Source organism: Plantibacter sp. MMLR14_011 (assembly GCF_001865025.1).
Taxonomy (GTDB): domain Bacteria; phylum Actinomycetota; class Actinomycetes; order Actinomycetales; family Microbacteriaceae; genus Plantibacter; species Plantibacter flavus_A.
Window position 1 is genome coordinate 327,103 of record NZ_MJGW01000002.1, and the last position, 26,103, is coordinate 353,205.

The window sequence follows — 26,103 nt, forward strand, 5'->3', positions numbered from 1 at the left end:
GATCGCCGGCCAGGTGCAGGGGTGCCTCGCTCGTGAACCATAACGCGGGGGGCATCAGGGGCGTCACCCCCAAAACAGGTCCGATTTCACGGGGATCCTGCGGGGGTCAGCGCGGATCCGGATCGGGTCAGCGGGGAGCGGTGACCTGGAACACGGCCGCGGGGACGCCTGCCTGGTAATCGACCAGGATCGTGACGTCGTCCCGCTGCTCGACGGGCACCGTGAAGACGAACGTGGCCGTCGCGGTGTCCCCCGCCGCCACCTCCGGGTCGAAGGGCGCGGCGCCGGGTTCGGTGAGTGGCTCCGATGGCACCCGGTCGGCTCCGGAGAACGCTGTGACGACCACCGAGCTGAGATCGATGCTGGCGTCGGTGGCGTTCTCGATCGTCGCCGTGAACCGGACCGCGGGTCCGGCTGTCTCGCCCGGGGCCTTCGCTTCGCCGTCGACCGCCTCGAAGTCGCCCAAGGAGACGGTCACGCCGGGCACGATCTCCACGGGTGCGTCACCGGCGACCGGGTCACGTTCGGGGAGGGCTTCGGCCGGGTCGGTGATGATGGGGCTCGGCGTGGGCGTGCCCGTGATGGCGGGCGGGTTCACGACGTCGCCGGTGCCGACGCGGTTGGCGTTCACCGCGAACACCACGACCACGGCCACCACCGCGACGACGACCGCCGCGAGCACCGAGATGACGACCATCCGGCGTCGGCGCCGCGGGTCGGGCGTGCTCGACGTGGGGGTCTGCTGCTCTGCTGCCGGCTCGCTCACGCCCGTACCTCTCCTCGACGACGGCCACCCGGCGCTCGATGCCCCGAGTGTACTGCCTCGGCTCCGTGCGCGGCCTCGTCCGGCTCGCGACCCCGGCCGCCGCTCATGTCACAATGGCTCACACCACCCGACGCCTCCCCGATCTCGCAGCGAACCCTCGGCTACCGAAAGGCACCGACGAACGCCGAGCGCGACCGATGCACCCGAGCACCGACCCCTGGAGGGTTCATGAGCGGACACCTGACCGTCCTGCAGCAGTTCCCCGTGCCACGCCCGACGACGAACCCGTATCTGGTGATGCTCGCCGACCATCTCCGCGCGGTCCCCGGGGTCTCGGTGCAGAACTTCACCTGGAAGGGCGCGCTCCTCGGGCGGTACGACGCGTTCCACATCCACTGGCCCGAGATCCTCGTGTCGGGGCACACCCCGCTGAAGCAGTTCCTCCGCCAGTGCCTCACCGTGCTGCTCATCGTCCGGCTCGCGGTCACCCGGACCCCGATCGTCAGGACGGTGCACAACGTCGAACTCCCGCAGGACATCTCGCGGGTCGAGATCACGCTGCTCCGCCTCATCGACCGACGCACGGACTTCCGGATCACGCTCAACGAGACGACGACCCTGCCCGAGGACCAACCGTCCATCCTGATCCCGCACGGCCACTACCGTGAGTGGTTCGCCCGTCACCCGCGCGCTGCACAGCAGGACGGCCGGTTCGGGTACTTCGGGCTGATCCGCCGCTACAAGGGTGTCGAAACCCTCATCGAGGCGTTCCGTTCCGCGGTGTCGACGACCCGCGGACTCTCGCTCCGCGTCGGCGGCAAGCCGTCGACGGCGGAACTCGCCGACACCCTCACCTCGCTGGCCGGCCGGGAGGACGACGTCCTGCTCGACCTCCACTTCCTCGGTGACGACGAACTCGTGGACATCGCGACCTCGTCGGAGCTCGTGGTCCTCCCGTACCGGTTCATGCACAACTCCGGCAGCACGCTGGCCGCCCTGTCGCTGGACCGCCCGGTGCTCGTGCCGGACAACGCCGTGAACCGACTCCTCGAAGCCGAGGTCGGGCCCGGTTGGGTCCATCGGTTCTCCGGCGAGCTCGATGCCGAGGCACTGCTCTCGGCGATGGAACACGTCCGCGCCACAGCGCGCGGTCCGGTGACGTTCGTCGACCGTGATTGGGATCTCGGAGCCGCACGACACGTCGAGGCCTACCGACGGGCCATCGCCGCCCGACGCGGAGCTCCGGCGCCCACGGCCGGGGCCGCGCGATGACCGGGTCGTCCGCAGGCAGGCCCGACGCCCGTACTGCCGAGGTCCGCCTCGTCGTCGGCATCCTCACCTTCCGACGCCCGACAGCCCTTGCCGCGAGCCTGCCGAAGGTGCTGGAGCAGACCCGGTGGCTCCGCGATGCCGACGCGGCGGTCGTGAGCACCGAGGTGCTCGTGATCGACAACGACCCCGCGGCGAGCGCCAGGGAGGTCGCCGGGTCGACGGCGGGCGTCCGCTACGTGGTGGAATCGACACCGGGCATCGCGGCGGCGAGGAACCGGGCGCTCTCCGAGGCGGACCCGGCCGAGCTCCTCGTCTTCATCGACGACGACGAGGAACCGGGCGAGCACTGGCTGCTGCCCATCGTCGAGACGTGGCGGGCGACGGGCGCTGCGGCGGTCATGGGTCGCGTGCAGTCGCACCTGCCGGAGGGCACCGACCCGTGGGTCGTCGCGGGCGGGTTCTTCGACCGCGTGCAGCGCCCGACGGGCACCGTCATCGGCGAGGCCGCCGCCGGGAACCTGCTCCTGGACCTCGACCAGGTCCGCGCACTCGGCGTGCGGTTCGAGTCGAAACTCGAGCTCGGCGGTGGCGAGGACACGCTCTTCAGCAAGCACCTCGTCCGGCGGGGCGGGCGGATCGTCTGGTGCAACGAGTCCGTCACCCACGACTTCGTCGAACGGGACCGAGCGACGAAGCGCTGGGCGTTGCAGCGCGCGTGGAGCCATGGCAACACCAGGATCACGGTGGAGCGGTACTTCGCGTCGAGGCGCCGTGACCGAGCGCGGATCCGTGTGGTCGCGGCGGTGGGTGGTGCCGCTCGGGCCGCGGTCGGTGTCGCACGTTCCGTGTTCGGGACGCTCACCGGCTCGCTCCATCACCGGGCGCGCGGCGCGCGAGCCATCCGGAAGGGTGGCGGCATGTTCGTCGGCGCCTTCGGCGTGGTCTTCCGCGAGTACGCGCGGGACGAGGGATCATGAGCGGTCTCGGATCACGGCTCAAGGATCGCGTGAAGCGGTCGCTACCGGCCCTGGGCTCGATCATCGAGGTCGAGACCTCGACCCCGACCGTCGTGTTGACCTACGACGACGGGCCGCACCCGGTCGGTACGGACGGCGTCCTCCGATCCCTCGCCGACGCCGGGGCGACCGCCACGTTCTTCGTCCTGCTGAGCAGCGCTCGCCGTCACCCGGAGCTCATCCCGCGGATCACCGCGGAGGGGCATGAGATCGCCCTGCACGGTGTCGACCACCGTCGTCTCACGGCGTTCACAGCTGAGCAGGTCACCCGGCGCACCGTCGACGCGAAGCACGAGCTCGAGGACCTCGCCGGCACGCCCGTCCGATGGTTCCGACCACCGTACGGGGCTCAGCATCTCGCGACCTGGCGTGCCATCCGCCGGGCCGACCTCGAATCCGTCCTCTGGTCGGCGACCACCTGGGACGCGCGCGCCGTCGCCGCCGAGGAGCGCGTCGCCCACGCCCTGGCCGACTGCCGCCCGGGGACGATCCTGCTGGCGCACGACGCCTTCGCCGGACTGGCCGACGGTGTCGACGACGGAGCCGAGCCCGAGGTCGACCGCGGGGCGCTCACCGCGACCCTGCTCGCCGAGTTCCGGGCGCGAGGCTGGGTCGGCCGGTCGCTCGCCGATGCGCTCGTGCACGGTCGACCGGTCAAGAGCGCCGTCTTCTCGTCCTGAGCCCTGTCCGGGTGCCACTCGAAAGTGGACTCGGCAAGCGCTGATGCCCCTCCTAGGCTCGCAACTGGCCCGATGGACGCGCCGAGCACCGTCGTCGATCAGCCGACGTCGTGCGCACACCACCACGAATCCGCCAGGGGGCGACAGCATGACCGATCGAAGCACCGTCGGACGCGTCGGCTACGCCGCAGGGGCCTTCGACCTCTTCCACGTCGGTCACCTGAACATCCTGCGCCACGCCAAGAGCGCGTGCGACTACCTCATCGCCGGAGTCGTCTCGGATGAGCTGCTCCGCACCCGCAAGCGCATCGAGCCCGTGGTCCCGCTGACGGAGCGTCTCGAGATCGTCCGCCACATCGGCTTCGTCGACGAGGCCGTCGAGGAGACCTGGGACGACAAGCTCCAGGCGTGGGACGCGCTTCGGTTCGACATCTTCTTCAAGGGCGACGACTGGCGCGGGACCGCCGAGGGCCTCCGGCTCGAAGCGGAGTTCGCCAAGGTCGGCGTCGAGGTCGTCTACTTCCCGTACACGATGAGCACCTCGAGTACGGCGCTCCGCCGTGCCCTCGCCCAGCTCGAGGAGCAGCGCGAGCTCGACACGACGCTCGTCCAGGCCTGACACCCGCCCTCCCCGCGCCCGTTCCGCCGCCGCGGCCACGCTCCCGTTCGCCACGACAGCGAGGTACTGTTGGACGGATCGACTCACAGGGCGGTGGACACATGACGAAGGCTCGGCAGGCGTTGCTCGCCCGGCTCACCGGCTCGCTGCCCGTCCACGGGTCGATCGTCGGCGTCGCGACCGACGAGCGCACGGTCGTCATCACGTACGGCGACGGCCCGAGTCCCGACGGGACGCCGGGGGTCCTCGACGCCCTCGCCGAGGCCGGAGCGACCGCGACGTTCTTCGTCCTCGTCGGCCGCGCGCGGAAGTACCCGGAGCTCCTCGAACGCATCGTCGCCGGTGGGCATGAACTCGCGCTGCACGGCGACGACCACGTTCGCCTCACCGACTTCTCCGAAGAGGTCGCCTACCGGCGCACCCTCGCCGCCAAACAGGAGCTCGAGCAGCTGAGCGGCCAGCCGATCGAGTGGTTCCGGCCGCCCTACGGCGCGCAGAGCATCGAGACGTGGCAGGCCGTCAAACGAGCCGGCCTGCAGACCGTGCTGTGGACCGCGACCGCCTGGGACGTCAAGGACGTCGGCGAGCACGAGCGCGTCGCCCACGCCGTCCGGCACTGCCACCAGGGCTCGATCCTGCTCGCCCACGACGGATTCGCCGGCCCGGCCGACGGCGTCGACGACGGCCCGGAACCCGAGGTCGACCGCGGTGCGCTCGCAGCCGAGCTGCTGAGCGGGTTCGCCCGCGAGGGCCTCGTCGGCCGCTCGCTCGGCGAAGCGCTGCGCGAGGGCAAGGCCGTCCGCCGGGCCCGCTTCACGGAATAGCCGCCAGCGGCTCCGGCGCCCCAGCCCCTCAGTCCTTCGCGAACCGGTCCGTCGCGTCGATGAGCGCCGACAGGATGCCCGGCTCGTCGAAGGCGTGCCCCGCGTCGGGGACGATCGTGAAGTCCGCCTCCGGCCACGCCCGGTGCAGGTCCCACGCGGTGAAGACCGGCGTGCACATGTTGTAGCGGCCCTGGACGATCACACCGGGGACTCCGGCGAGCTTGCCGGCGTCCCGGATGAGCTGCTCGGGTTCGAACCAGCCTTTGTTCGTGAAGAAGTGGTTCTCGATGCGCGCGAACGCCACCGCGAAGTGCGGGTCGGTGAAGCGCGCGACGGTCTCCGCCTGCGGGAGCAGCGTGATCGTCGACGACTCCCACCGCGACCAGGCGACGGCCGCCGGCCCGTGGACGGCCGGGTCCTCGTCGAACAGCCGCCGGTGGTAGGCCTCGATGAGGTGGCGGCGCTCGCCGACCGGGATCGGCTCGAGGTAGCCCTCCCACAGGTCGGGGAAGACCGCGGAGGCACCACCCTCGTAGAACCAGTCGAGCTCGGCGTCGCGCAGGGTGAAGATGCCGCGGAGCACGAGCTCGGTGACGCGCTTCGTGTGCTTCTGGGCGTAGGCGAGCGCGAGCGTCGACCCCCAGGACCCGCCGAACACCATCCAGCGCTTGATCTTCAGCGCCTTCCGGAGCGTCTCCAGGTCGGCGACGAGGTGCCAGGTCGTGTTCGTCGACAGGTCGGCCGCCGGGTCGCTCGCGTGCGGCGTGCTCCTGCCGCAGCCGCGCTGGTCGACGAGGACGATGCGGTAGCGCTTCGGGTCGAAGAGCCGACGGTGGACGGGACTCGTCGCGCCGCCAGGGCCACCGTGGAGGAACACGACGGGCTTGCCGTCGGGGTTGCCGGAGGTCTCCCAGTACAGCGACTGCCCGTCGCCGACGTCGAGCATGCCGGTCTCGTACGGCTCGATCTCGGGATACAGCTCAGCCATGCGGTCCACTTCCTCCTGCGTTCACGACATGTGTCTCACCTAGCATGCCGCACCCATCGCCCCACAGCTCGCGAGGGGTCCCGAATGGTCCCCTCGGCACGCGCTGAACCGACCATTCGGGACCCCTCGCGGGCTAGAGCTGGTCGGCGGACACCGAGAAGGTGTCGCAGGCGGACGGACCGGACTGGTACCCGGTCATGAACCAGCGCTGACGCTGCTCGGCGGAGCCGTGGGTCCAGGCCTCGGGGTTCACCTGGCCGGTCGCGGCCTCCTGGATGCGGTCGTCACCGACGGCCGCCGCGGCGCTCAGCGCGTCGTCGATCTCCTGCTGGGTCACGGGCTTCAGGAAGGCGACCCCCTTCGCGTCCTCCGTGTCCGACGCCGCGGCGACCCAGGCACCGGCGAAGCAGTCGGCCTGGACCTCGATCCGTACGGAGTCGGAGGCGGGCCCGGTACCGCTGCGATCGGCGCGGTCCATGATGCCGGTGAGCGCCTGGATGTGGTGCCCCCACTCGTGGGCGACGACGTACATCTCGGCGAGCGGTCCGCCCGACGCCCCGAAGCGGTCGCGCAGTTCGGCGTAGAAGCTGGTGTCGATGTAGATGGTCTGATCCGGAGGGCAGTAGAACGGGCCGGTGGCGCTCGTGGCGGCCCCGCAACCCGTGTTCGTCTGCTGATCGAAGATGATGAAATCGGCTGGCGAGGTGTAGTCGGCACCGAGCGCGGGCAGCTCCTCGGCCCAGTAGGCGTCGAGCGACGAGTAGGCACCACCCATGCGGCAGTCGACGCTCGCGTTCGCGTCGGCGCCCGTCTGGCACTCGTCGGAGAGCTGGCTCTCCTCCTGCTGGCCCCCGCCGACGCCCGCGCCACCGAGGATGCCCGACACGTCGACCCCGAGGAACTGCGAGATGAGGGCGATCACGATGACACCGACCGCGCCACCACCGACGGCGATGCCGGTCGTGCGGCCCCGTCGCTTGACCTTGTTCCCGCTGATGTCGGCGTTGTCGTTGAACGTCATGTCGGCACCCTATCGCGCAGCGCGAGGTGAGGCATATCGTCGCCCGCCCCTTGCGCGGGCGACGATTCGCCTCCCGTCAACCGCCTGGGTTCAGCGGGACTTCTTCGTGAGCGTCTTCTCGTCGACGGGTGCGTCGCCCGAGGCGCGGAGGGCGGCGAAGTAGTCGGCGGCCTCCTGCTGACGCTGCGCCTCCTGGCCCGTCGCGATGGGTGCCCGCACGTGCTCGGGCGCGAAGCCGAACGCCTCGACCAGATCGAGGGCGTGCGGACGCAGCCGGGAGATGAGGCGGTCGACGTAGGCGCTGACGGCCTGACCGCGCTGCGGCGACAGGCGACCGTGGATGAGGTACCAGGCGAGGTGCTTCTCGATGAGCGACAGCCCGAAGAGGTCGTGTACCCACGTCATGACCTGCTTGGTGCCCGCGTCCTCGATCTGCTCGACACCCTCCGTGAACGCCTCCCACTGCAGGAGCTCGCCGTGGGCGCGCGCCGCCTCGATGAGCTCGTTCTGGTGTGCGTTGAACAAGTCGGACGCGGCCTGCTTCGAGAGCTTGTTCGCGCCGCGCAGCTTGGTCGCGACCTCGGCGATCATCGACTCGACGCGCTCGGTCAGCAGCTCCCGCTGGACGTTCGTGTCGCGCAGCTGGCTCACCGAGCGTGCGGTGGACCCGAAGTCCTTCACGGTCTGCGCAAGGCTCCGGAGTCCGCTGCTGTGCACGGCGCGGTCGGTCGCCTGCTCGACGACGTAGCGGGCGAGCGCACCGGCGTCGACCTTCGCGAACTTCCGGCTGTAGTCGGTGAGGAGACGCTTGGCCACGAGCTGCAGCAGCACGTTGTTGTCGCCCTCGAACGTCGCGTAGACGTCGAGGTCGGCACGCAGCCCGGTGAGGCGGTTCTCCGCGAGGAAGCCGTTGCCCCCGCACGCCTCGCGTGCCTCCTGGAGCGTGTCGAGCGCGTGCCAGGTCGACAGCGGCTTGAGAGCCGCCGCGAGCGTCTCGAGGTCCTGACGGTCGTCGTCCGAGTCGGCCTTGCCGCTGAACACCTCGTCGAACTTCACGAGCAGCCGGTCGTGGGCGAAGATCTGCGCGTACGTCGTCGCGAGGCGCGGCAGGAGCCGACGCTGGTGGCGCTGGTAGTCGAGGATGACCTCCTCCTGGGTGTCGCTGCCCGCATTGAACTGCCGACGCTCACTGCCATAGGTGATCGCGATCTGGAGGGCGAGCGCGGAGGCCGACGTCGCGGCCCCGTCGAGGGACACCCGACCCTGGACGAGCGTCCCGAGCATGGTGAAGAAGCGACGCCCGGGGCTCTTGATCGGCGAGGAGTAGGTGCCGTCCTCGGCGACGTCGCCGTAGCGGTTGAGGAGGTTGGTGCGCGGCACGCGTACGCCGGTGAAGTGGAGCCGGCCGTTGTCGATGCCGTTGAGCCCACCCTTCAGACCGTCGTCCTCACCACCGATCCCGGGGAGGAACGCGCCCTCGTCGTCGCGGATCGGCACGTAGAAGCAGTGCACACCGTGGTTCACGCCCTTCGTGATGAGCTGCGCGAACAGCGTCGCCGCCTTCCCGTGGACCGCCGCGTTGCCGAGGTAGTCCTTCCACGCCGCGCGGAACGGGGTGTCGATGACGAACTCCTGGGTCTCCGGGTCGTACGTCGCGGTGGTCGCGATCGAGGCGACGTCGGAGCCGTGACCGGACTCCGTCATCGCGAAGGCACCGGGGACGTCGAGGTTCATCGCGCCGGGCAGGAACGCGTCGTGGTGCGGCTCGGTGCCCAGGTGCAGGATCGCCGCACCGAAGAGCCCCCACTGCACACCGGACTTGATCTGGAGGGACGGGTCGGCGAGGACGAGCTCCTCGAACCCGGCGATGTTGCCGCCGTGGTCGTCGGCGCCGCCGAGGCGCTTCGGGAACGCCTTGTGCACCTGACCGTTCTCGACGAGGAGCTTGAGCTGGTGGAAGACGCGGTCGCGGTGGTCGTCCATCGACTGGCCCTCGATGCGCTGCATCTCCGGCTTCGCGGCGAGCGCCCGGGACGCGAGACGGGCCTCCGGCCAGGTGCCGAGCAGCTGGTGCGCGAGCGCCGGGACGTCGATCCGCGCGTCGGACGGCGCCACCTCGACCGTCGCTGCCGTGCTCCCGCTGACGCTCGTCCGGATCGCTGTGTCGACCATCGCTGTGTCCTGCCTTTCACCCATGAAAACCTCCCACAATGGTAGGACTGTCATAACGATGGGTGAAAGCGCCTGTGGGATGTGGACAAGGGCCCGCCCGATCGTCGTCGATCGACTTGGTCCTCCCCCACAGCTGTCGCAGCTGGCTCTCAGGAGCGGCGTCAGGCGTTGGCGGCGACGACCTCGATGAGCGCTTGCCCGTAGGCGTCGAGCTTCTTCGCACCGATGCCGCTGATGCCGTCGAGCGCGCCGAGCGAGTCGGGCTTCGCCGTCGCGACCTCACGCAGGGTCGCGTCGCCGAAGACGATGTAGGCCGGGACACCCTGCTCCTTCGCGACCCCGGCCCGCCAGGCACGCAGGGCCTGGAACAGCTCGGCCGCGGCCGGCTCGAGCTCGGCGTTCGCGCTCGACGAGCGGGAGGACGACCTCGACGAGGAGCGTGCGGCGCGTTCCGGCTCGCGACGCATGGCGACCGGCCGGTTCCCCGCGAGCACCTCGGCGCTCCCCTCGGTGAGGCCGAGCGTGCCGTACTCACCGACCGTGGCCAGGAGGTCGCGTGCGAGCAGCTGACGGACGACGCCGCGCCATTCCTGGTCGCTGAGGTCCTCGCCGATGCCGAAGGTCGCGAGTTCGTCGTGCCGCTGCTGGGCGACGCGGTCGGTGCGCTTGCCGCGGAGGATGTCGATGATCTGCCCCGCACCGAAGGACTGGTTGCGCTCGCGCTTCAGGCGCACGATCGTCGAGAGGAGCTTCTGCGCCGGCACGGTGCCGTCCCAGGTGACCGGGGGTTCGAGACAGGTGTCGCAGTTGCCGCACGGTGTGGAGGGCTGACCGAAGTAGCGCAGCAGGTTGACCCGGCGGCAGTCGACGGTCTCGCAGAGGGCCAGCATCGCGTCGAGGTGGGCGCTGAGATTGCGCTGGTGCGCGAGGTCGCCCGGCGACTCGGCGATCATGCGCCGCTGCTGGACGACGTCCTGCAGACCGTACGCGAGCCAGGCGATGGACGGCTCGCCGTCTCGCCCCGCGCGGCCCGTCTCCTGGTAGTAGCCTTCGACGCTCTTCGGGAGGTCGACGTGGGCGACGAAGCGGACGTCCGGCTTGTCGATCCCCATGCCGAAGGCGATGGTCGCGACCACCACGACGCCGTCCTCGCGGAGGAAGCGGGACTGCGCCGCGGCCCGCACGGAGGCGTCGAGTCCGGCGTGGTACGCCACGGCGTCCACCCCGTTGTCGCGCAGCAGCTGTGCCGTCTGCTCCACCGTCTTCCGACTCAGGCAGTAGACGATCCCCGCGGTGCCGGCCGGCTGCTCCTTCACGAACGCGACGAGCTGCTTGCGGACCTCGTTCTTGCCGACGATCCGGTACTGGATGTTCGGGCGGTCGAAGCTCGAGACGAAGTGCTTCGCCTCGCCGAGGTGGAGCCGCTGCGTGATCTCCTGGTGCGTCGCCTCGGTGGCGGTCGCGGTGAGTGCGATGCGAGGGACGTCGGGCCAGCGTTCGGCGAGCTCGCCGAGCATGAGGTAGTTGGGACGGAAGTCGTGCCCCCACTGCGACACACAGTGCGCCTCGTCGATCGCGAGCAGGGCGATGGTGCCCTGGCCGAGGAAGCGCCGGGTCGCCTCGGAGCTCAAACGCTCGGGCGCGACGTAGAGGAGGTCGAGTTCGCCCGCGAGGTAGGCCTGTTCGACCCGGGAGCGCTCAGCGGGATCCTGGGTCGAGTTGAGGAACGCGGCGCGGACCCCGACGGCGAGGAGTGCGTCGACCTGGTCCTGCATGAGGGCGATCAGTGGGGAGACGACGATGCCGGTGCCCGGCCGGAGCAGGGCGGGGATCTGGTAGCAGAGGCTCTTGCCCCCACCCGTCGGCATGAGGACGACCGCGTCGCCGCCGCCGGCGACCTGCTCGATGATCTGCTGCTGCTCACCGCGGAACGCGTCGTACCCGAAGACCGTGTGGAGTGCCTCCTGCGCCGTGGCGAACTTCTGGCCTGCCGCACGCACCGCCACCGCAGGTGGAGCGGCGGGAGCCGAGGTGACAGCACCGCTCCCCCACGCGACGCCACCGCCGAGATACGCGTCGTCGGGCGGCGGGGCGTCGAAGTCGTCGGGAGCGTCCGCGTCGTCCGGGATCCAGTCGGGTTCGGTGCTCCAGCTCATCCGTCGATCGTAGCCGCAGCGGCTGACACCCCGGTGCCCCTCCACAGGAACGGATCCGAAGAATTTCGCTCCTCTTAATGCGCGACCCCGTCCGAGTCGCGATCGGATCTTTTTCCAAACCACCCCCGAGGGGGCTCCGAAGTGTCATCGAGGGCCGGTTCTGAGAGGCACTCGACAACCGGTCCAAACCTCATCAAAGGAGAATCACATGCGTACCATCAAGCGAAACCACATGGCAGTGCTCGCACTCGCCGCCGTCGCGACCTTCGGCCTCGCCGCCTGTTCCAGCGGCTCCAGCTCCGACAGCGGTTCGTCGATGGAGCCGAGCTCCGCTCCCTCCGAGTCGAGCATGACCTCCGACCCCGCAGCGGACCTCGTCGGCTCGGGCTGCGCCGCCTACGCCGAGGCTGTCCCGGACGGTGCAGGCTCCGTCGCCGGCATGTCGGCCGACCCCGTCGCCGTCGCCGCGTCGAACAACCCGCTCCTCACCACGCTGACCGCTGCGGTCTCCGGCCAGCTGAACCCCGACGTCAACCTCGTCGACACGCTGAACGGCTCCGAGTTCACCGTCTTCGCACCGGTCGACGACGCGTTCAAGAAGATCGACGCCGCCACGATCGACAGCCTCAAGACGCCTGAGGGTGCCGCGACGCTGACCTCGATCCTCACGTACCACGTGATCCCCGGCCAGATCGCTCCGTCCGACATCGACGGTGAGCAGACCACCGTCGAGGGTGGAACCGTCAAGGTCGAGGGCTCGGGTGACAACATCACCGTCAACGGTGCCAAGGTCATCTGCGGTGGCGTCAAGACCGCCAACGCGACCGTGTACCTCATCGACTCGGTGCTGATGCCGCCGGCAAAGTAGCCGACCGCGGGTTCACCCGCACGTTACACCGGTAACAGCGACAGCCCCGTCATCCTCTCGAGGATGGCGGGGCTGTTCCGTTGTGATCGGGACCCTTCGACAAGCTCAGAGTCCGGGGGGTACGGCTCAGGGCGCGGAGGTGTCCGTGCCCTGGTCGTCCGAGACGGGCTCCGGCTTCCGCCGGGTCACGAGGAGCACGCCGATGCCGGCGATCAGGACGACGCCGATCGCGCCGACGATCCACCACACATCGCCGCTCAAGCCGCCGTCGGATGACGACTGCGGCTCGACACCGCCCGCCTCCGACGAGGGCTCGACCGTGGAGGCACCGCTCGTCGCGCACGCGGGCTTCGCGTTCCCCGCCGCGAGTTCCTGGCCCTCGGCCGGCGCCCACTCGAAGGTGTAGCTGCCCGACAGCGGGTGGCCGTCGGTCGAGACCAGCTGCCAGACGACGGTGTACTCGCCGGCCTGCCCGAGCTGCAGCGGCATGACGAGCGCCGGGCCGTTCACGGCTGCGCAGGCGGTGCCGTAATACAGCCGCTCGTCACCGGGACCGGTCACCTGGATCTGGTTGGACTGGCCGGCTTCCCCGAGGTCGAGCAGGTTGTCGTTCGTCGTGATGACGAGCTGCTCCGGCTGCTCCGTGATCGTCGACCCCTCGGCCGGCGTCGTCGAGATGATGCTGTTGTGCGCTGAGGCCGGCTGGGCCACGGCGAGCACCGCTGCGACCGCGAGGAACGCGGTCGCAGCGGTGCCGACGAGACGGCGACGACGGGAGACCGTCATCAGGCCTGGCGCTTCGCGTCGGACGCTGCGCGGCGTGCGGAGGCAGCGATGACGATGCCGGCGGCACCGACGACGAGACCGGCGATGCCGAGCACGCGGCCCAGCACGTCGGTGCTGCCGGCGTCGGTCGCGGCGGCGGCCTCGGTGTGGTCGCCGTCACCGTCGTCGTCCGTGGCGGCGCCACCGTGGTGGTCGCCGGCCTCGGCAGCGGTCACGACGACGACCGGCGCCGGCGACTCGAGGTCGTCCTCGGTCTGACCGTCCTTCGCGACGTCGGTCCAGTCGGTCTGGCCGACCTCGCAGGTCTGCGTCACCGGGAAGACGAGCGTCTTGCCCTCGGCGTCGGCCGGCAGCTGGACCTGGAAGGAGACGGTGTCGCGGTAGCCGTCGGCGAGCGGCGTCTTGGCCGTGTAGACGACCGTGCCGACACGCTCGGCGAGCTGCTCACCGTGGCTGTCGGTGATGGGCTTCGCGAGCGGGGCCATCTGCTTGTCGATGGTCCAGTTCGGGTTGACCGTCGGCGTCACGGCGTTGATCTCCTCGGGGATCTCGAAGGAGAGGCTCGTCGTGGGCGAGCCGTCGCAGCCGTGGCCGACGGCGAAGCTCAGCACCGTGTAGGAGCCGGCGGCCGTGGAGGTCGGCGTGACGCTGACGTGGGCGCTGGCTGCCAGCGGTGCGCCGACCGCGAGGAGCGCTCCGGCGCCGATGGCGACGGCACCGAGTACGGCGGGCTTGCGGAAGGTGGGGCGGGGGGTGGTTGCGTTCATGATCGTCCTGTCGACTGATCCGCACGGCGTCGAGCGTGCGGAATGGGGATGGTCGCGCCGGATGGCGCGCCGAAGGGTGCTGCTGCGCTGGGCCGACCCGGCCACGCACGGCACCCGTCCCGGTCGGAGGGTGATGCGTCGGTCAGGCGGCGGCGAGTGCCGGCGGACCGCGGTGTCGCAGGTGGAGCAGGACCACCCCGAGGTTGCGGGGGCGACGGTTGACCCGGACCCAGCGCACCCGACGGGGCGCGGGGACGAGGTGGGTCGGTGCTGCACGGCGGGCGAGGATCCGGACGGTCAGCGCGGCGAGCGCGGCGAGTGTCGCGCGTTCGGCGAAGAGGATGGCGGCGATGGTCGCGACGGCCGCGACGAGGTGCGCCGCCCACATCGTGGTGTCGCCGTGGGAGTGTGCCGTGGTGACGCCGCCGGTCGCGAGTTCGACGACCCCGTGCCGGTGCCAGTCGGCGGGGCCGGTCGCGCCGCCGGAGGCGACCGTGGCACTGACGGTGCTCGGGACGAGGGTGAAGAGCGCGTGGTAGCCGAGCTGGCTCACGAGCACGGAGGCGACGACCCCGAGTGCGGTGATGCGGCGGCCGGCGAGGAGGACACAGACCAGGACGGCGAAGGTCCCACCGACCAGGAGCACGAACGCGGACGGCGCGGCGGCCCCACCGATCGTGTGCGAGAGGGCGGCGGCGAAGGTGGCGAACGCGGCTGCGGCGGTGCTGCGGGCGACACGGGCCCACCGTTCCGTCATGCGCTGCCTCCGGGAGAACGAGCGGACCAGGTGTCGACGCTCGTGCTCACAGCCTACCCGAGCGCCGCCCTTCGACAGGCTCAGGGACCGGGGAGCAGGTACTCAGGGACCGGAGAGAGTGCTCAGGCCCCGGTGTCGGCGACGAACAGCAGCACGATCGAGGCGATGGAGCAGACGACGCCGATGCCGAAGGTCACGCCGAAGAGCAGTCGGAGCGCTCTCGTGTGATCGGCCGTCCGGCGGAAGCGTGCGCGCGACGGTTCCCGGCGGGCGTAGAAGACGTTCGGCTCCTCGGGGTCGCGGAGGGCGTCGATCTCCGCGTCCGTGACGGGTCGTGAGTACAGCTCGGCCGACTCGGTCATCCAGCGGACCTCGCGCCCCTGCCCGCCGTCCGCGTCGTCCGGCAGGTCCACGATGACCCCGTGCGTCTCCACCCAGCTGCCGTCCGCGGCCCGCGCGATGAGCATGACGATCAGCACGACGACGGCGCTGCCGAAGCCGATCCAGGTGAAGACCTCGAGGACGAGGCCGAGGAGATCGTGGGGGTCCACGATCACATGCTATCCGGCGCGCGGACCCACGACCCGTACGGCCTCCCTCAGACGGACTCGGGTCGCTTCTGTCGCATGGGCTCGGCCGGCTGGTCGGGACCGTTCCAGACGCCGATGATGCCCCACGCGACCGCGGCGATCGGCACGGCGAGGACCGCGCCGACGATGCCGCCGAGGATGGTGCCGGCCGTCAGGGCGAGGAGGACGACGAGGGCGTGCAGTTTGAGCGAGCGGGCCATGACGACGGGCTGGAGGAAGTTGCCCTCGAGCTGGTTCACGAGCACGACGATGCCGACGACGATGAGGGCGGCGACCGGACCGTTGGCGACGAGCGCGACGAGGGCCGCGAGGATGCCCGCGGCGGTCGCACCGACGATCGGGATGAAGGCGGTCAGGAACACGATGACGCTGAGCGGGAGGGCGAGGGGGACCCCGATGATCGCGAGGCCGATACCGATACCGATCGCGTCGACGGCCGCGATGGTCGCCGTGCCGCGCACGTACCCGCCGAGGGTGTCCACCGTCTTGCCGCCGATGCGCTTGGCACGGTCGTATGCGGTTCCGGTGAAGGGGCGGAGCAGGAACTCCCACAGCCGCGGCCCGTCCTTGAGGAAGAAGAACAGGACGACGACCATGAGCACCAGGCCGGTGAGGAAGCTCGCCGTCGCGGAGACACCGGCGAGCGCCCCGCTGCCGAACTGACTCGAGGTGAGGAAGTCGACCGCGGTCTGCTTGGCGTCCTCGATCTGCTTCTCGTCGATGTCGAACGGCAGGGTGCCGAGCCAGTCCTGCAGCTGACCGAAGCCCTTCGAGGCGGAGTCGACGAGGTCGTCCCACTGGCTGCGCACGGCCCAGACGATGAGCCACCCGATGCCGCCGAGGACGACGAGGATCGAGACGAGGGCGATCCAGGTGGCGAGGATCGACGGGAGCCCCTTCGACCGCATCCACCGCATGAGCGGGTAGATCGCCGAGGCGAGGATGAGTGCGATGACGACGGGGATCATCACGAGCGAGAGCTGGGTCAGCGCGAAGACGATCAGCGCGGCGACCGCGACGATGGCGAGCGTCTGGACACTCCGGGTCGCGAGCGTGCCGATGCGGTCGTGCCAGAGGCCGCGGGCGAGCGGCTCCGGTGCGTCCTCATGCTTGTCGAACAGGCCCATGGGATCCCCAATCTCGGCAGCGGCGGAGCCGGACGGGCCCCGCGCCCAGTCAACCACGTCGGTGCGGGCCGAGGTCAGGCCGAGCGGGAGTAGCGTTGTCCGTGATAAGGAGGCGCTCATGACGAGACTCGACGCCGACCCGGTCCCCAGCGTCTGCCACGCACCTGACGGATCCGGGACGAGGCTCCTCGAGGCCCGCGAGGTCCCCCTGGGCGGCGTCCGCGGCCTGAGCGTCCACCGCACCCTCCCGCAGCGCGAGCTGCCGATGATCGGCGCCTGGTGTTTCCTCGACCGCTTCGACGAGGACCGCTCGCTGATGCGCGTCCTGCCCCATCCGCACACCGGCCTGCAGACCGTGACGTGGCCACTGGTCGGCGACATCCGCCACCGCGACAGCGTGGGCAGCGACGTGGTCGTCCGCCCGGGCGAGCTCAACCTCATGACGAGCGGCCGCGGCGTGTCGCACTCCGAGTTCTCGGTGGGCGAGGAGGCGGCCGCCATGCACGGCCTCCAGCTGTGGGTGGCGCTCCCGGAGGCCGCCGCCTCGGTGCCGGCGGCGTTCGAGCAGCACACGGACCTGCCCGTCCACCGCGCTCCGGGACTGGAGGCGACCGTCCTCGTCGGCACGCTCGGCGGGGCGACGTCGACCGCGACCGTCCACTCGCCCCTGCTCGGTGCCGACGTGACGCTCGAGGCCGACACCGTCGTCGAGGTGCCGGTGGATCCGGCCTTCGAGCACGGCGTCCTGGTGCTCGAAGGGGCGCTTGAGGTCGGCGGCGTCGAACTCGACTCGGGCCCGTTGCTCTACCTGGCGCCCGGGTGCGATCGCCTCGAGTTCCGGAGCGCGACCGGTGCCCGCTTCGTGCTCCTCGGAGGGACGCCGTTCCCGGAGGAACTGGTCATGTGGTGGAACTTCGTCGGTCGCACTCACGAGGACATCGCGTCCGCCCGGGAGGACTGGGAGGCGGGGTCGCCGCGCTTCGGGTCGGTCGCCGGCCACGGCACGGACCGCATCCCGGCGCCGCCCTTGCCGAACGTCCGGCTGACCCCGCGCCGACGCTCGATCTGATCGCCCGGTTCGGGTGCTCGGGACCCCGTTCCGAGCGGTGTCCGTCGGCGTCTCGACGGGCCGATAAAGGATAGGCTGTCCTCAGGAGATCGGCTGCTCGTGAAGGTGGGCTCATGCAACGTCTGAGTACGCGACTGCTGCTGACCTGCGCCGCCATCGGCGTCGGAGGCGGCCTCGTCTTCGTCGTCTCCGGGTACGTCGGCGGGACGATCTCCGCGACCGCACCCGTGCTCTACGGCCTCATCATCGGCGTGTACTTCCTGCCGGGCGTCGTCTCGCAGGCGCTCCTCCGACGAGGTGGCGTGGCCCTCATGACCGGGCTCACCGCAGGCCTCGTCTCCGCGGCGTTCAGCCCGCAGTGGTTCTTCCGCTATTTCGGCACCGGCCTCGCGATCGGGCTCCTGCAGGAGATCCCCTTCGCCGTGTCGCGCTACCGCGTCTGGAAGGCCTGGGTCTTCTACCTGGCTGCGGGCATCGCGGGACTCGTCTTCGGCGGCTCCGTGCTCGTCGTCCTCGGGATCGAGCACTTCGCGCCCCTCGCCCAGACGGTCTACATCGCGCTCTTCGTCCTGAGCCCGATCGCCTTCACCGCGCTCGGGCGGGCGGTCGCAGCGGCCCTCGCGAGAGCCGGTGTGGGGCGGTCCATCGCGAAACCGCTGCAGCGCGATCGCGGCTCGGCCGGCACGCGGGCCTGAGTGGACCCCGTACCGCCGACGCACCCCGCCACCGTCGTCCGGCGGGTGCGCATCCGTCACGACGAGCGCGAGGAGTGGACCCCGGACGACGTGTCGTTCCAGGTCGCACCCGGTGAGGTGGTCCTGCTGCTCGGGCCGAGCGGCTCGGGGAAGTCGACGCTCGCCCTAGCGCTCAACGGCCTCATCCCCCACGCCGTCCCGGCAGAGTTCGAGGGTGCTGTGATCACCGGCGGGCTCGACACGGCCACCTCGACGGTCGCGCAGCTGAGCGAGCACGTGGCGATGGTGTTCCAGGACCCCGATGCGCAGATCGTCACCGGAACGGTCCTCGACGAGGTGTGCTTCGGCCCGGAGAACCTCCTGCTCCCCGTCGAGGAGGTGCTGTCCCGCGCCGAACGTGCGCTCCGGCAAGTCGGGCTCTGGGAGCGTCGGACCGAGAACCCCGACCGGCTCTCGGGCGGCGGCCGACAGCGACTGGCGATCGCCTGCGCCCTGGCCATGGGCAGCGACCTCCTCGTCCTCGACGAGCCGACGGCGAACCTCGATCCGGCCGGCATCGAGGAGGTCTACGCCGCCCTCCGCTCGCTCGTCTCCGGACCCGACGACGCCGGGAAGCGGCACGCGATCCTGCTCGTCGAGCACAACCTCGACGCCGCCATCGACCTCGTCGACCGGGTCGTCGTCCTCGATCGCGACGGGCGGCTCGCCTTCGACGGTCCGACCCGCGAGGTCCTGCTCGGACACCTCGACGAGCTCCTCGCCATGGGCGTCTGGCTCCCCGTCGCGACGCTCGCCGCGCTGCGCCTGCGGTCGGCCGGTGTCACGTTGCCGGACCTCCCCCTGACACCCGCCGAGCTGACGGCCGCATTCGATGCGACCGCACTGCCGGCGCCGCCGACGGCACCCGTCGCCTCGATCACCGCCGAGCGGTCGGTCGCGGTCCGCGTCGACCGCCTCAGCGTCGAACGCGGTCGGGGCCGCCGGCGCACCCCGATCCTCCACGAGGTGAGCCTCGAGGTCGCCGCGGGCGACTTCCTGGCCGTGATCGGGACGAACGGCGCCGGCAAGACGACGCTGCTCCAGGCGATCGCCGGCGTGGTCCGACCTCCCCGCGGGCGCATCGACGTGGGCGGGATCGACCCGGGGCGCAGCGAGGTCCGGACGATCGCGGCACACATCGGCTTCGTCTTCCAGAACCCCGAGCACCAGTTCATCGCCCACACCGTCCACGACGAACTCGCGCACGGCCTGCGGATCCGGGGCGTCGACGACACCGGGATCGAACGGCGCGTCGACGACCTGCTGCGGCGGTTCGGCCTGGAGTCCGCACGCGACGTGCACCCGTTCCTCCTCTCCGGTGGTCAGAAGCGTCGACTGTCCGTCGGGAGCGCCCTCATCGCCGGAGCTCCGGTGCTCGCGCTCGACGAACCGACCTTCGGTCAGGACCGGGCGCGGGCGAACGAGCTCCTGGACCTCCTCGCCGGCCTCAACGCGCAGGGCACCACGGTCCTCGTCGTGACCCACGACCTCCAGCTCGTCGCCGATCACGCGAGTCACGTCGCGGTCATGGCCGACGGCCGCCTGCTCGCCCACGACACGACCGCCGCGATCCTCGGCGACGACGAGCTCCTGCGCCGCGCGGGGCTCCGGCCACCACCGCTCGCCCAGGCGATGCGCTCGCTGGCGAACCACCCCGACTGGCGGCACCTGTCGAGACTCGACGACCTGCCCGGGGCGGCCGCCCGATGAGCGCCACGACGATCGACCCGTACGCCTCGGGCACGGCACCGGCCGGTCGATTCCTGTACCGGTTGAACCCGCTCGCGAAGCTCGGCGCTCCGCTCCCGGTGATGATCCTGTTGGCGTTCACGAGGGACCCGGTCACGCCGGCGCTGTTCATCGCCCTCGCGGTCGTCGTCATCCTCGTCGGAGCCAGCCTGACGCGGACGGTCGCCCTCCTGCTCTTCGTGGCGCTGCCGCTCATCGTCGCGATCATGTCGTTCAGCTTCGGCCTGTGGACCGACCCGAGCCGCGTCGACCAGTCCGTCCTGCTGTTCCAGGTCGGCGACTACCGGTTCTTCCTCGGGGCGCTGCTCGTCGGCCTCGCGACGGCCCTGCGGCTCGCGGCCCTCCTCGTCCTCGCCTGCATCGGCGGCCTCACCTCGACCGGCCCGGAGTTCGTCCGCGCGATGATCCAGCAGCTGCACGTGCCCTACCGGATCGGGTACACGGCGCTCGCCGCCTACCGGTTCGTGCCGCGGTTCGGGCACGAGCTGGAGGTCATCCGTTCCGCCCATCGGGTCCGCGGTATGGCCGAGGGTCGCGGACCGATCGCCGCCGTCCGCCGCGCCGCCGGCACCGTCGTGCCGCTGCTGGCCGGTGCCATCCGTCACGCGGAGCGGGTCGCGCTCGCCATGGACTCCCGCGCCTTCGGTGCCCATCCGCAGCGCACGGAGCGGACCCGCATCCCCTTCCGCACCCGCGACTGGTGCTTCATGGTCGCCTTCTGGCTCGTGAGCGCCGTGCTTGTGTGGTGGAGCCTCGCCGCCGGAGCCCATCGGACCGCTTGATGACGTCGCGCGACGGTGTGTGGCCCCAACGCTGGGACCACACACCGAGAACCTACTTGGCTGAGTCTCCCGGCTTGGAAGGCAGACTGGCCGCGATGATCATGACGGCCATACTGAACGCGATCGCTAATTGACCGGATTGCAGGCCGAGGGGGTCGAGCAGGCCACCCACCACGACGTACGCAGCAAACAGCGCAGACACGAATGCGAGGAAGAAGCGCAGCTGACCGTTGGTCAAGAGGCCAATCCATAGAAGGTCGCTTCGAACGACGCCATGAAGACCGGCCCCATAATCACGCCGAGGGCGGCAACCGCCGTGGCCCTCGTCTGCCACTTCACTTCCTGGTACTGCGTGAGGGATACGCCGGCGTAGTACACCCGTGCACCGGCGGTTCGACCTGCTTGATCGGCGGCCATTCCGGTCGCTAGGACGGCGCCCACGATCGCCAGTACGAGGGGCGCACCATCGGTTTCGATCGTGTCCGTGGAGAGATCGCTCGGCTCGGCTGCAGCGGCGGTCGAAACCGGACCTCCAGACGAAGACTCGCGTTCAGAGGCCGACGCTGGCCCCGTTTGCGCGAGAACGACGGACGCTGCTGTCAGCCCGACCAAGATGATCTTGACAGCAGCTCGAGAGCGCACGGGTCGAGGGTCGGCCTCGGACTGGATAGATAGATGAACAGCCATTGTTCACACCTTTCTCTATGTGTCTGGAATACTAAAACTTCAAACTCTGACGGTCAATGACGGATGCCAAATGGCCGCCTCAATCGAATGTATGTTCTAATGGAGGCATGCGGTGGAGCGGACAGGAACTCGGGGTTGAGGCGACGTCGGCGCTGCCGGGCCTCGCGAAGCTGAACAACCTCGTGCGCAGCGTCCAGACGCCGGAGTTCGCCGGGATCACCTTCCACGAGGTGCTCGCGAAGTCCGCGCTCAACCGCGTGCCCGGCCAATCCGTGATGCCGTTCGGATGGACCATCAACCCCTATCGGGGATGCTCGCATGCCTGCGTGTACTGTTTCGCCCGACCGACGCATTCGTACTTGGACCTCGATGCCGGGAAGGACTTCGACTCGCAGCTCATCGTCAAGGTGAACGTCGCCGAGGTCCTCGAGAAGGAGCTCGCGAAGGCGAGCTGGGGCAGGCACCCGGTGGCGCTCGGCACGAACACCGACCCGTATCAGCGCGCCGAGGGCAAGTACCGGCTCATGCCGGGGATCATCAACGCCCTCGCCGACTCGGGGACGCCGTTCTCGATCCTGACGAAGGGCACGCTGCTCCGGCGAGACCTGCCCCTTCTGGCCGAGGTCGCTCAGCGCGTACCCGTCGACCTCGCCATGTCGATCGCCATCTACGACGACGGGCTCCAGCAATCGATCGAACCCGGAACCCCGACGGCGGCGGCCAGACTCGCGACCGTCCGCGCTGCTGCCGACCTCGGCTTCGACGTCGGGGTCTTCATGATGCCGATCCTCCCCTACCTGACCGACACCGTCGACCACCTCGACCTCGCCCTGTCGCGCATCCGCGAGGCCGGCGCGAGCACCGTCCTCTTCTCGACCCTGTACCTGAAGGCCGGCGTCAAACCCTGGTTCATGCAGTGGCTGTCGCGGGAGCACCCCGAACTCGTCGACCGCTACACCTCGATGTACGCCGACGGCACCTACGCCCCGAAGGAGTACCGGAAGTGGCTCGCCGCGCGCATCCGCCCGATGATCCGCGAGCACGGGCTCGAGCGCGGTACCGAAGACCCCGCCACCGGAGGTGTCCGCTCGTCGGCGCTCGGCATGTTGCGCGACGGGTACGGCGAGCGGGCCGAGCTGCGCAAGCGCGCCCCGGAGTTCGTCACGACCGGCCTGCAGGTCCAGCCGACCCTCTTCTGACCCGTTCGTTCGCCCATTCCTGGGCGAATGAGAACTCCCTCGCCCAGGAATGGGCGAACGAACCGGCGTCAGGCGTCGGGGATGAGCCGCTTGCTGAGCAGCGCGACCTCGTCGGTGCCGTACCCGAGCGCCTCGTAGAAGCCGATCACCCGGTCGTTGCCCGTCCTGACCATGAGGTTGACCTTCGGGCACCCGAGTTCGGTGAGCAGGCGTTCGGCCTCGGTCATGAGCTGCCGTCCGAGCCCGCCGCCCTGCTGGGCCGGCGACACCGCCAGGTAGTGCACCCACCCGCGGTGGCCGTCGTACCCCACCATCGCGGTGCCGACGAGGGCGCCGTCGGCATCCACCGCGACGAGGAACAGCTCGGGCTGCGTCGTCGACTTGCGCTCGATGTCCTTCGCCGGGTCGTTCCATGGTCGGGTGAGCCCGACGGTGTGCCAGAGGGCGATGACGGCCTCGGTGTCGGACGGCGTGAAGGGACGGATCTGCATCAGCCCAGTCTTCCGCACACGCGGCGTCGATACAGTTGGTCACCCGAGCATCGACGAACGGACCCGTATGAGCATCGACCCTGGCCTGGAACCGACCGGCGAACCGATCCCGGCGCCTGACGGATCGACACCGGTCACCATCGCCACCGGCAGCGGCCCGATCACCGGGCTCACCGAAGCCGGTGTCTCCCGATTCCTCGGTATCCCGTACGCGGCAGCTCCGTTCGGTGACGACCGCTTCCGACTCCCCCAGCCGGTCGTCCCCTGGGAGGACCCCCGCGATGCGACCCGTCCCGGTGCGACCGCCCCGCAGCCGCCCTACGCCGGCGCGGTCGGCGAGCTGCTCGCCACCGTGACGGTGCCGGGCAATGAGATCCTGAACCTCAACATCTGGACCCCGGCCGAGCGGTCCGACACCCCGCTCCCGGTCATGGTGTGGATCCACGGCGGCTCGCTCGTACACGGCTCCAACGCACTCGACTCGTACGACGGCACCGCGTTCGCGCGCGACGGCGTCGTCCTCGTCTCCGTCAACTACCGCCTCGGGTCCGAGGGGTTCTCGGTACTCGACGACGTCCCGCTGAACCTCGGTCTCGCCGACCAACTCGCCGCGTTGACGTGGGTGCAGGACGAGATCGCCCGCTTCGGCGGTGACCCCGACAACGTCACCGTCTTCGGAGAGTCCGCGGGCGGAGCCTCGGTAGCGGCACTCCTCGCGCACCCGGACGCCTCGTCCGTGATGCGACGGGCGATCATCCAGAGCGGCCCGCTGCGCTCGGAACCCCGAGAGCGCTCCGGCCGGATCTCGAAGCTCATGGGCAAGGACCTCGGCGTCCCGACCACCCGAGCCGGCTTCCGCCGCGTGCCGCCCGAGGGACTCGTCGGGGCCCAGGAACGGGTCATGGGCGGAGGCAACCCGCTGACCGGCGGTCCGGGGTTCTCGATCACGACGTCGTCACCACTCGCGCCGCTGAGTCCGCTGGACGCCCTGGTGTCGGGCGGCTCCGCCGACATCCCCGTGCTCATCGGGACGACGACGGAGGAGCACCGACTGTTCCTCGTCCCGACCGGTATCTCCCGGCGGATCACCCGTCTCCAGCTGTTCGCGGCGCGACTGCGCTTCGGGGTCAGTGCTTCGGCCGTGCGGACCTTCCGCCGCAACCGTCCGAAAGCGAAGTCCGGGGAGATCCTCGGGGCGATCGCGACCGACATCCTGCTCCGCGTCCCGCTCAATCAACTCGCGGACGCACGCGCCGACAACGGCTCGGACACCTGGGTGTACGAGTTCGCCTGGCGGAGCCCGGTCGGCGGGGACGGCGAAGGTGAGCTCGGTGCGGCCCACGCGATGGAGATCGGCTTCGTCTTCGACCACCTCGACTCCCCGGAGGCCGTCCGGATGGCTGGCCGCTCGGCCCCGCAGTCGCTCGCGACCGCGATGCACGACGCCTGGGTCGCGTTCGCGAAGGCAGGCGACCCGGGCTGGCAGCGCTGGGACGCCACCCGCCCGGTCCGGACCTTCGACGGGGTCGACGACGCCGTCGTCCTCGCCCCGCGCGACGACGAGCGGGCGGCCCTCACCCCCTGACACGCGAGAACGCCCGCCGAGCGTCAGCTCGGCGGGCGTTCCTGCTGCGGTGCGGACTACGCGGTGGCGATGTCCTCGACGAGCTGGTCGCCGGGGGCGGCGTCGTCGAACGCGGCCTCGATCTCAGCGCGGTCGAGCAGTTCGGTCATCCTGCGGCGACGGGCCTTGGGGATGATCGTGACGACGCGACCGATCTTGCCGGCACGACCGGTGCGGCCGGCACGGTGCAGGTACGTCTTGTACTCGTCCGGGGCGTCGGCCTGCACGACGAGCGTGATGTCGTCGACGTGGATGCCGCGGGCGGCGACGTCGGTGGCGACGAGCACGTTGACGCGACCCGAGGTGAGCTTCTCCAGGTTGCGCGTGCGGCGCGCCTGGTTGAGGTCGCCGTGGAGCGAGACGGCGGGGATGCCCGCCATGCCGAGCTGCTCCGCGAGACGCTCGGCGTACGCCCGGGTGCGGGCGAACACGAGGGTCTTCTCGGTGCGGTTGACGAGCTCCTCGATGAGGCGGTCCTTGCCCTTGTGCTCGACCACCAGCACGCGGTGGTCGATCGTGGAGGACGCCTGGTCCTCACCGGCGACCTCGTGCACCGACGGGTTCGGGAGGAACTCGTTGACGAGGGCTGCGACACCCTTGTCGAGGGTGGCGGAGAAGAGGAGCTTCTGGCCGTCGGGCGCGGTGCGACGCAGGATGCGCTGCACGGGCTCGAGGAAGCCGAGGTCGCACATGTGGTCGGCCTCGTCGAGGACGGTCACGGTGACCTGCGAGAGGTCGAGGCGACCCTGCTCGATGAGGTCCTCGATGCGACCGGGCGTACCGACGATGATGTCGACGCCGCGCTGCAGTGCGCCGACCTGGCGACCCTGCGGGACACCGCCGTAGATCTGCGTGGTGAAGAGGCCGACGGCGCGCGCGATGGGCTGCACGGTGCGGTCGATCTGCAGGGCGAGCTCACGCGTCGGGGCGAGGATGAGGGCGCGGGGCTTGCGACCCGGCTTGCGGTTCTTGCCGCCGCCGTTCTCCATGAGCTTCTCGACGAGCGGGGCACCGAAGGCGATGGTCTTGCCGGAGCCGGTGCGGCCACGTCCGAGCACGTCGCGGCCCGCGATGACATCCGGGATGGTCGCCGCCTGGATCGGGAACGGGCTGTCGGCGCCGAGCTCGGCGAGCGCACGGACGATGTTGCCGCCGAGGCCGAGGCTCTCGAAGGTCACACCCTCGACGTCGCCGGCCTGGATCGCGTCGGCCTCGAGGCGCTCGAGCACCACGTCGTCCTGGGGCGTGTAGGAGCCGGCGTCGCGCTTCGGGTAGTAGTCGCTGCCACGGCCGGCGTCGGACGCGCCGCGGTCGTCGAACGAGCGCTTCGGGCGGTCGTCGAAGGACCGCTTGGGGCGG

General features: G+C 70.4%; 26 protein-coding genes. 12 read left to right on the forward strand and 14 right to left on the reverse strand.

Going from position 1 to position 26,103, the window contains the following annotated elements; all coding sequences use genetic code 11:
- Window positions 1–127: 127 nt before the first annotated feature.
- Window positions 128–766 (reverse strand): hypothetical protein, encoded by a 639-nt coding sequence (locus tag BIU99_RS04350; protein WP_139205340.1) that lies wholly within the window; start codon window positions 764–766, stop codon window positions 128–130.
- 228 nt (window positions 767–994) lie between these two features.
- On the opposite strand from BIU99_RS04350, the gene BIU99_RS04355 reads away from it, so the two are divergent.
- The 5 genes from BIU99_RS04355 to BIU99_RS04375 all read left to right on the forward strand — a co-directional run bounded on the left by BIU99_RS04355 (window position 995) and on the right by BIU99_RS04375 (window position 5,177).
- The gene (locus BIU99_RS04355; RefSeq protein WP_071259750.1) at window positions 995–2,038 is read left to right on the forward strand and encodes a glycosyltransferase; all 1,044 of its coding nucleotides are present in this window, start codon (window positions 995–997) and stop codon (window positions 2,036–2,038) included.
- Window positions 2,035–3,015: a glycosyltransferase family 2 protein gene (locus BIU99_RS04360; protein ID WP_071259753.1), complete on the forward strand. Its 981-nt coding sequence runs from the start codon at window positions 2,035–2,037 to the stop codon at window positions 3,013–3,015. The genes BIU99_RS04355 and BIU99_RS04360 overlap by 4 nt, the downstream gene beginning before the upstream one ends.
- The gene (locus BIU99_RS04365) at window positions 3,012–3,734 is read left to right on the forward strand and encodes a polysaccharide deacetylase family protein (protein ID WP_071259756.1); all 723 of its coding nucleotides are present in this window, start codon (window positions 3,012–3,014) and stop codon (window positions 3,732–3,734) included. The genes BIU99_RS04360 and BIU99_RS04365 overlap by 4 nt, the downstream gene beginning before the upstream one ends.
- A gap of 148 nt (window positions 3,735–3,882) precedes the next feature.
- Window positions 3,883–4,353, forward strand: a complete 471-nt coding sequence (locus tag BIU99_RS04370) for an adenylyltransferase/cytidyltransferase family protein (RefSeq protein ID WP_064294253.1) — start codon at window positions 3,883–3,885, stop codon at window positions 4,351–4,353.
- A 101-nt stretch (window positions 4,354–4,454) separates the two neighbouring features.
- On the forward strand, window positions 4,455–5,177 hold the full coding sequence (locus BIU99_RS04375) for a polysaccharide deacetylase family protein (protein ID WP_071259758.1): 723 nt from the start codon (window positions 4,455–4,457) through the stop codon (window positions 5,175–5,177).
- Window positions 5,178–5,205: 28 nt separating this feature from the next.
- On the opposite strand, the gene pip is transcribed toward BIU99_RS04375, so the two are convergent.
- The 4 genes from pip to recQ all read right to left on the reverse strand — a co-directional run bounded on the left by pip (window position 5,206) and on the right by recQ (window position 11,514).
- On the reverse strand, window positions 5,206–6,165 hold the full coding sequence (gene pip / locus BIU99_RS04380; RefSeq protein ID WP_071259770.1) for a prolyl aminopeptidase: 960 nt from the start codon (window positions 6,163–6,165) through the stop codon (window positions 5,206–5,208).
- 133 nt (window positions 6,166–6,298) lie between these two features.
- Entirely contained in the window at window positions 6,299–7,186 is an 888-nt protein-coding gene (locus BIU99_RS04385; protein ID WP_064294250.1) for a neutral zinc metallopeptidase, read from the reverse strand.
- 90 nt (window positions 7,187–7,276) lie between these two features.
- The gene (locus BIU99_RS04390; RefSeq protein ID WP_064294249.1) at window positions 7,277–9,358 is read right to left on the reverse strand and encodes an acyl-CoA dehydrogenase; all 2,082 of its coding nucleotides are present in this window, start codon (window positions 9,356–9,358) and stop codon (window positions 7,277–7,279) included.
- A gap of 161 nt (window positions 9,359–9,519) precedes the next feature.
- The gene (gene recQ / locus BIU99_RS04395; protein WP_071259773.1) at window positions 9,520–11,514 is read right to left on the reverse strand and encodes a DNA helicase RecQ; all 1,995 of its coding nucleotides are present in this window, start codon (window positions 11,512–11,514) and stop codon (window positions 9,520–9,522) included.
- Between the two features lie 208 nt (window positions 11,515–11,722).
- Here recQ and BIU99_RS04400 point away from each other — a divergent pair, with 208 nt between their 5' ends.
- On the forward strand, window positions 11,723–12,382 hold the full coding sequence (locus tag BIU99_RS04400; protein ID WP_064294247.1) for a fasciclin domain-containing protein: 660 nt from the start codon (window positions 11,723–11,725) through the stop codon (window positions 12,380–12,382).
- A gap of 126 nt (window positions 12,383–12,508) precedes the next feature.
- Here BIU99_RS04400 and BIU99_RS04405 read toward each other — a convergent pair whose 3' ends face one another.
- From BIU99_RS04405 to BIU99_RS04425, 5 genes are all read right to left on the reverse strand, one after another.
- Window positions 12,509–13,168 carry a copper resistance CopC family protein gene (locus tag BIU99_RS04405; RefSeq protein WP_071259775.1) on the reverse strand — a complete coding sequence of 220 codons (660 nt, stop codon included), beginning with the start codon at window positions 13,166–13,168 and terminating at the stop codon, window positions 12,509–12,511.
- Window positions 13,168–13,935, reverse strand: coding sequence for a YcnI family protein (locus BIU99_RS04410; RefSeq protein ID WP_064294245.1), 768 nt, complete (start codon window positions 13,933–13,935; stop codon window positions 13,168–13,170). The genes BIU99_RS04405 and BIU99_RS04410 overlap by 1 nt, the downstream gene beginning before the upstream one ends.
- A 142-nt stretch (window positions 13,936–14,077) precedes the next feature.
- Window positions 14,078–14,692, reverse strand: a complete 615-nt coding sequence (locus tag BIU99_RS04415) for a hypothetical protein (RefSeq protein WP_071259777.1) — start codon at window positions 14,690–14,692, stop codon at window positions 14,078–14,080.
- A 122-nt stretch (window positions 14,693–14,814) separates the two neighbouring features.
- The gene (locus BIU99_RS04420; protein WP_139205341.1) at window positions 14,815–15,243 is read right to left on the reverse strand and encodes a DUF3592 domain-containing protein; all 429 of its coding nucleotides are present in this window, start codon (window positions 15,241–15,243) and stop codon (window positions 14,815–14,817) included.
- Window positions 15,244–15,290: 47 nt separating this feature from the next.
- Window positions 15,291–16,409, reverse strand: a complete 1,119-nt coding sequence (locus BIU99_RS04425) for an AI-2E family transporter (RefSeq protein ID WP_071259781.1) — start codon at window positions 16,407–16,409, stop codon at window positions 15,291–15,293.
- A 118-nt stretch (window positions 16,410–16,527) separates the two neighbouring features.
- Between BIU99_RS04425 and BIU99_RS04430 the strand changes: the two genes are divergently transcribed.
- From BIU99_RS04430 to BIU99_RS04445, 4 genes are all read left to right on the forward strand, one after another.
- Entirely contained in the window at window positions 16,528–17,478 is a 951-nt protein-coding gene (locus BIU99_RS04430) for a pirin family protein (protein ID WP_071259784.1), read from the forward strand.
- 113 nt (window positions 17,479–17,591) lie between these two features.
- Window positions 17,592–18,173 (forward strand): ECF transporter S component, encoded by a 582-nt coding sequence (locus BIU99_RS04435; protein WP_071259786.1) that lies wholly within the window; start codon window positions 17,592–17,594, stop codon window positions 18,171–18,173.
- Window positions 18,174–19,922: an ABC transporter ATP-binding protein gene (locus BIU99_RS04440; RefSeq protein WP_071259789.1), complete on the forward strand. Its 1,749-nt coding sequence runs from the start codon at window positions 18,174–18,176 to the stop codon at window positions 19,920–19,922.
- Entirely contained in the window at window positions 19,919–20,743 is an 825-nt protein-coding gene (locus BIU99_RS04445) for an energy-coupling factor transporter transmembrane component T (RefSeq protein ID WP_071259792.1), read from the forward strand. The genes BIU99_RS04440 and BIU99_RS04445 overlap by 4 nt, the downstream gene beginning before the upstream one ends.
- A gap of 52 nt (window positions 20,744–20,795) precedes the next feature.
- Here BIU99_RS04445 and BIU99_RS04450 read toward each other — a convergent pair whose 3' ends face one another.
- Together BIU99_RS04450 and BIU99_RS19670 are read right to left on the reverse strand one after the other, a co-directional pair.
- Window positions 20,796–20,981, reverse strand: a complete 186-nt coding sequence (locus BIU99_RS04450) for a hypothetical protein (protein WP_064294237.1) — start codon at window positions 20,979–20,981, stop codon at window positions 20,796–20,798.
- Window positions 20,978–21,385 carry a hypothetical protein gene (locus tag BIU99_RS19670; RefSeq protein WP_139205342.1) on the reverse strand — a complete coding sequence of 136 codons (408 nt, stop codon included), beginning with the start codon at window positions 21,383–21,385 and terminating at the stop codon, window positions 20,978–20,980. The genes BIU99_RS04450 and BIU99_RS19670 overlap by 4 nt, the downstream gene beginning before the upstream one ends.
- Before the next feature lie 152 nt (window positions 21,386–21,537).
- Here BIU99_RS19670 and BIU99_RS04455 point away from each other — a divergent pair, with 152 nt between their 5' ends.
- Window positions 21,538–22,629, forward strand: coding sequence for an Rv2578c family radical SAM protein (locus BIU99_RS04455; protein WP_083397192.1), 1,092 nt, complete (start codon window positions 21,538–21,540; stop codon window positions 22,627–22,629).
- A gap of 68 nt (window positions 22,630–22,697) precedes the next feature.
- Here BIU99_RS04455 and BIU99_RS04460 read toward each other — a convergent pair whose 3' ends face one another.
- Window positions 22,698–23,120, reverse strand: a complete 423-nt coding sequence (locus BIU99_RS04460) for a GNAT family acetyltransferase (protein WP_071259794.1) — start codon at window positions 23,118–23,120, stop codon at window positions 22,698–22,700.
- A 67-nt stretch (window positions 23,121–23,187) separates the two neighbouring features.
- Between BIU99_RS04460 and BIU99_RS04465 the strand changes: the two genes are divergently transcribed.
- Window positions 23,188–24,705: a carboxylesterase/lipase family protein gene (locus BIU99_RS04465; RefSeq protein ID WP_083397193.1), complete on the forward strand. Its 1,518-nt coding sequence runs from the start codon at window positions 23,188–23,190 to the stop codon at window positions 24,703–24,705.
- Between the two features lie 56 nt (window positions 24,706–24,761).
- Here the strand turns inward: BIU99_RS04465 and BIU99_RS04470 are convergent.
- The coding region (locus BIU99_RS04470) for a DEAD/DEAH box helicase (protein ID WP_254773564.1) at window positions 24,762–26,103 on the reverse strand (1,342 nt) is incomplete at its 5' end.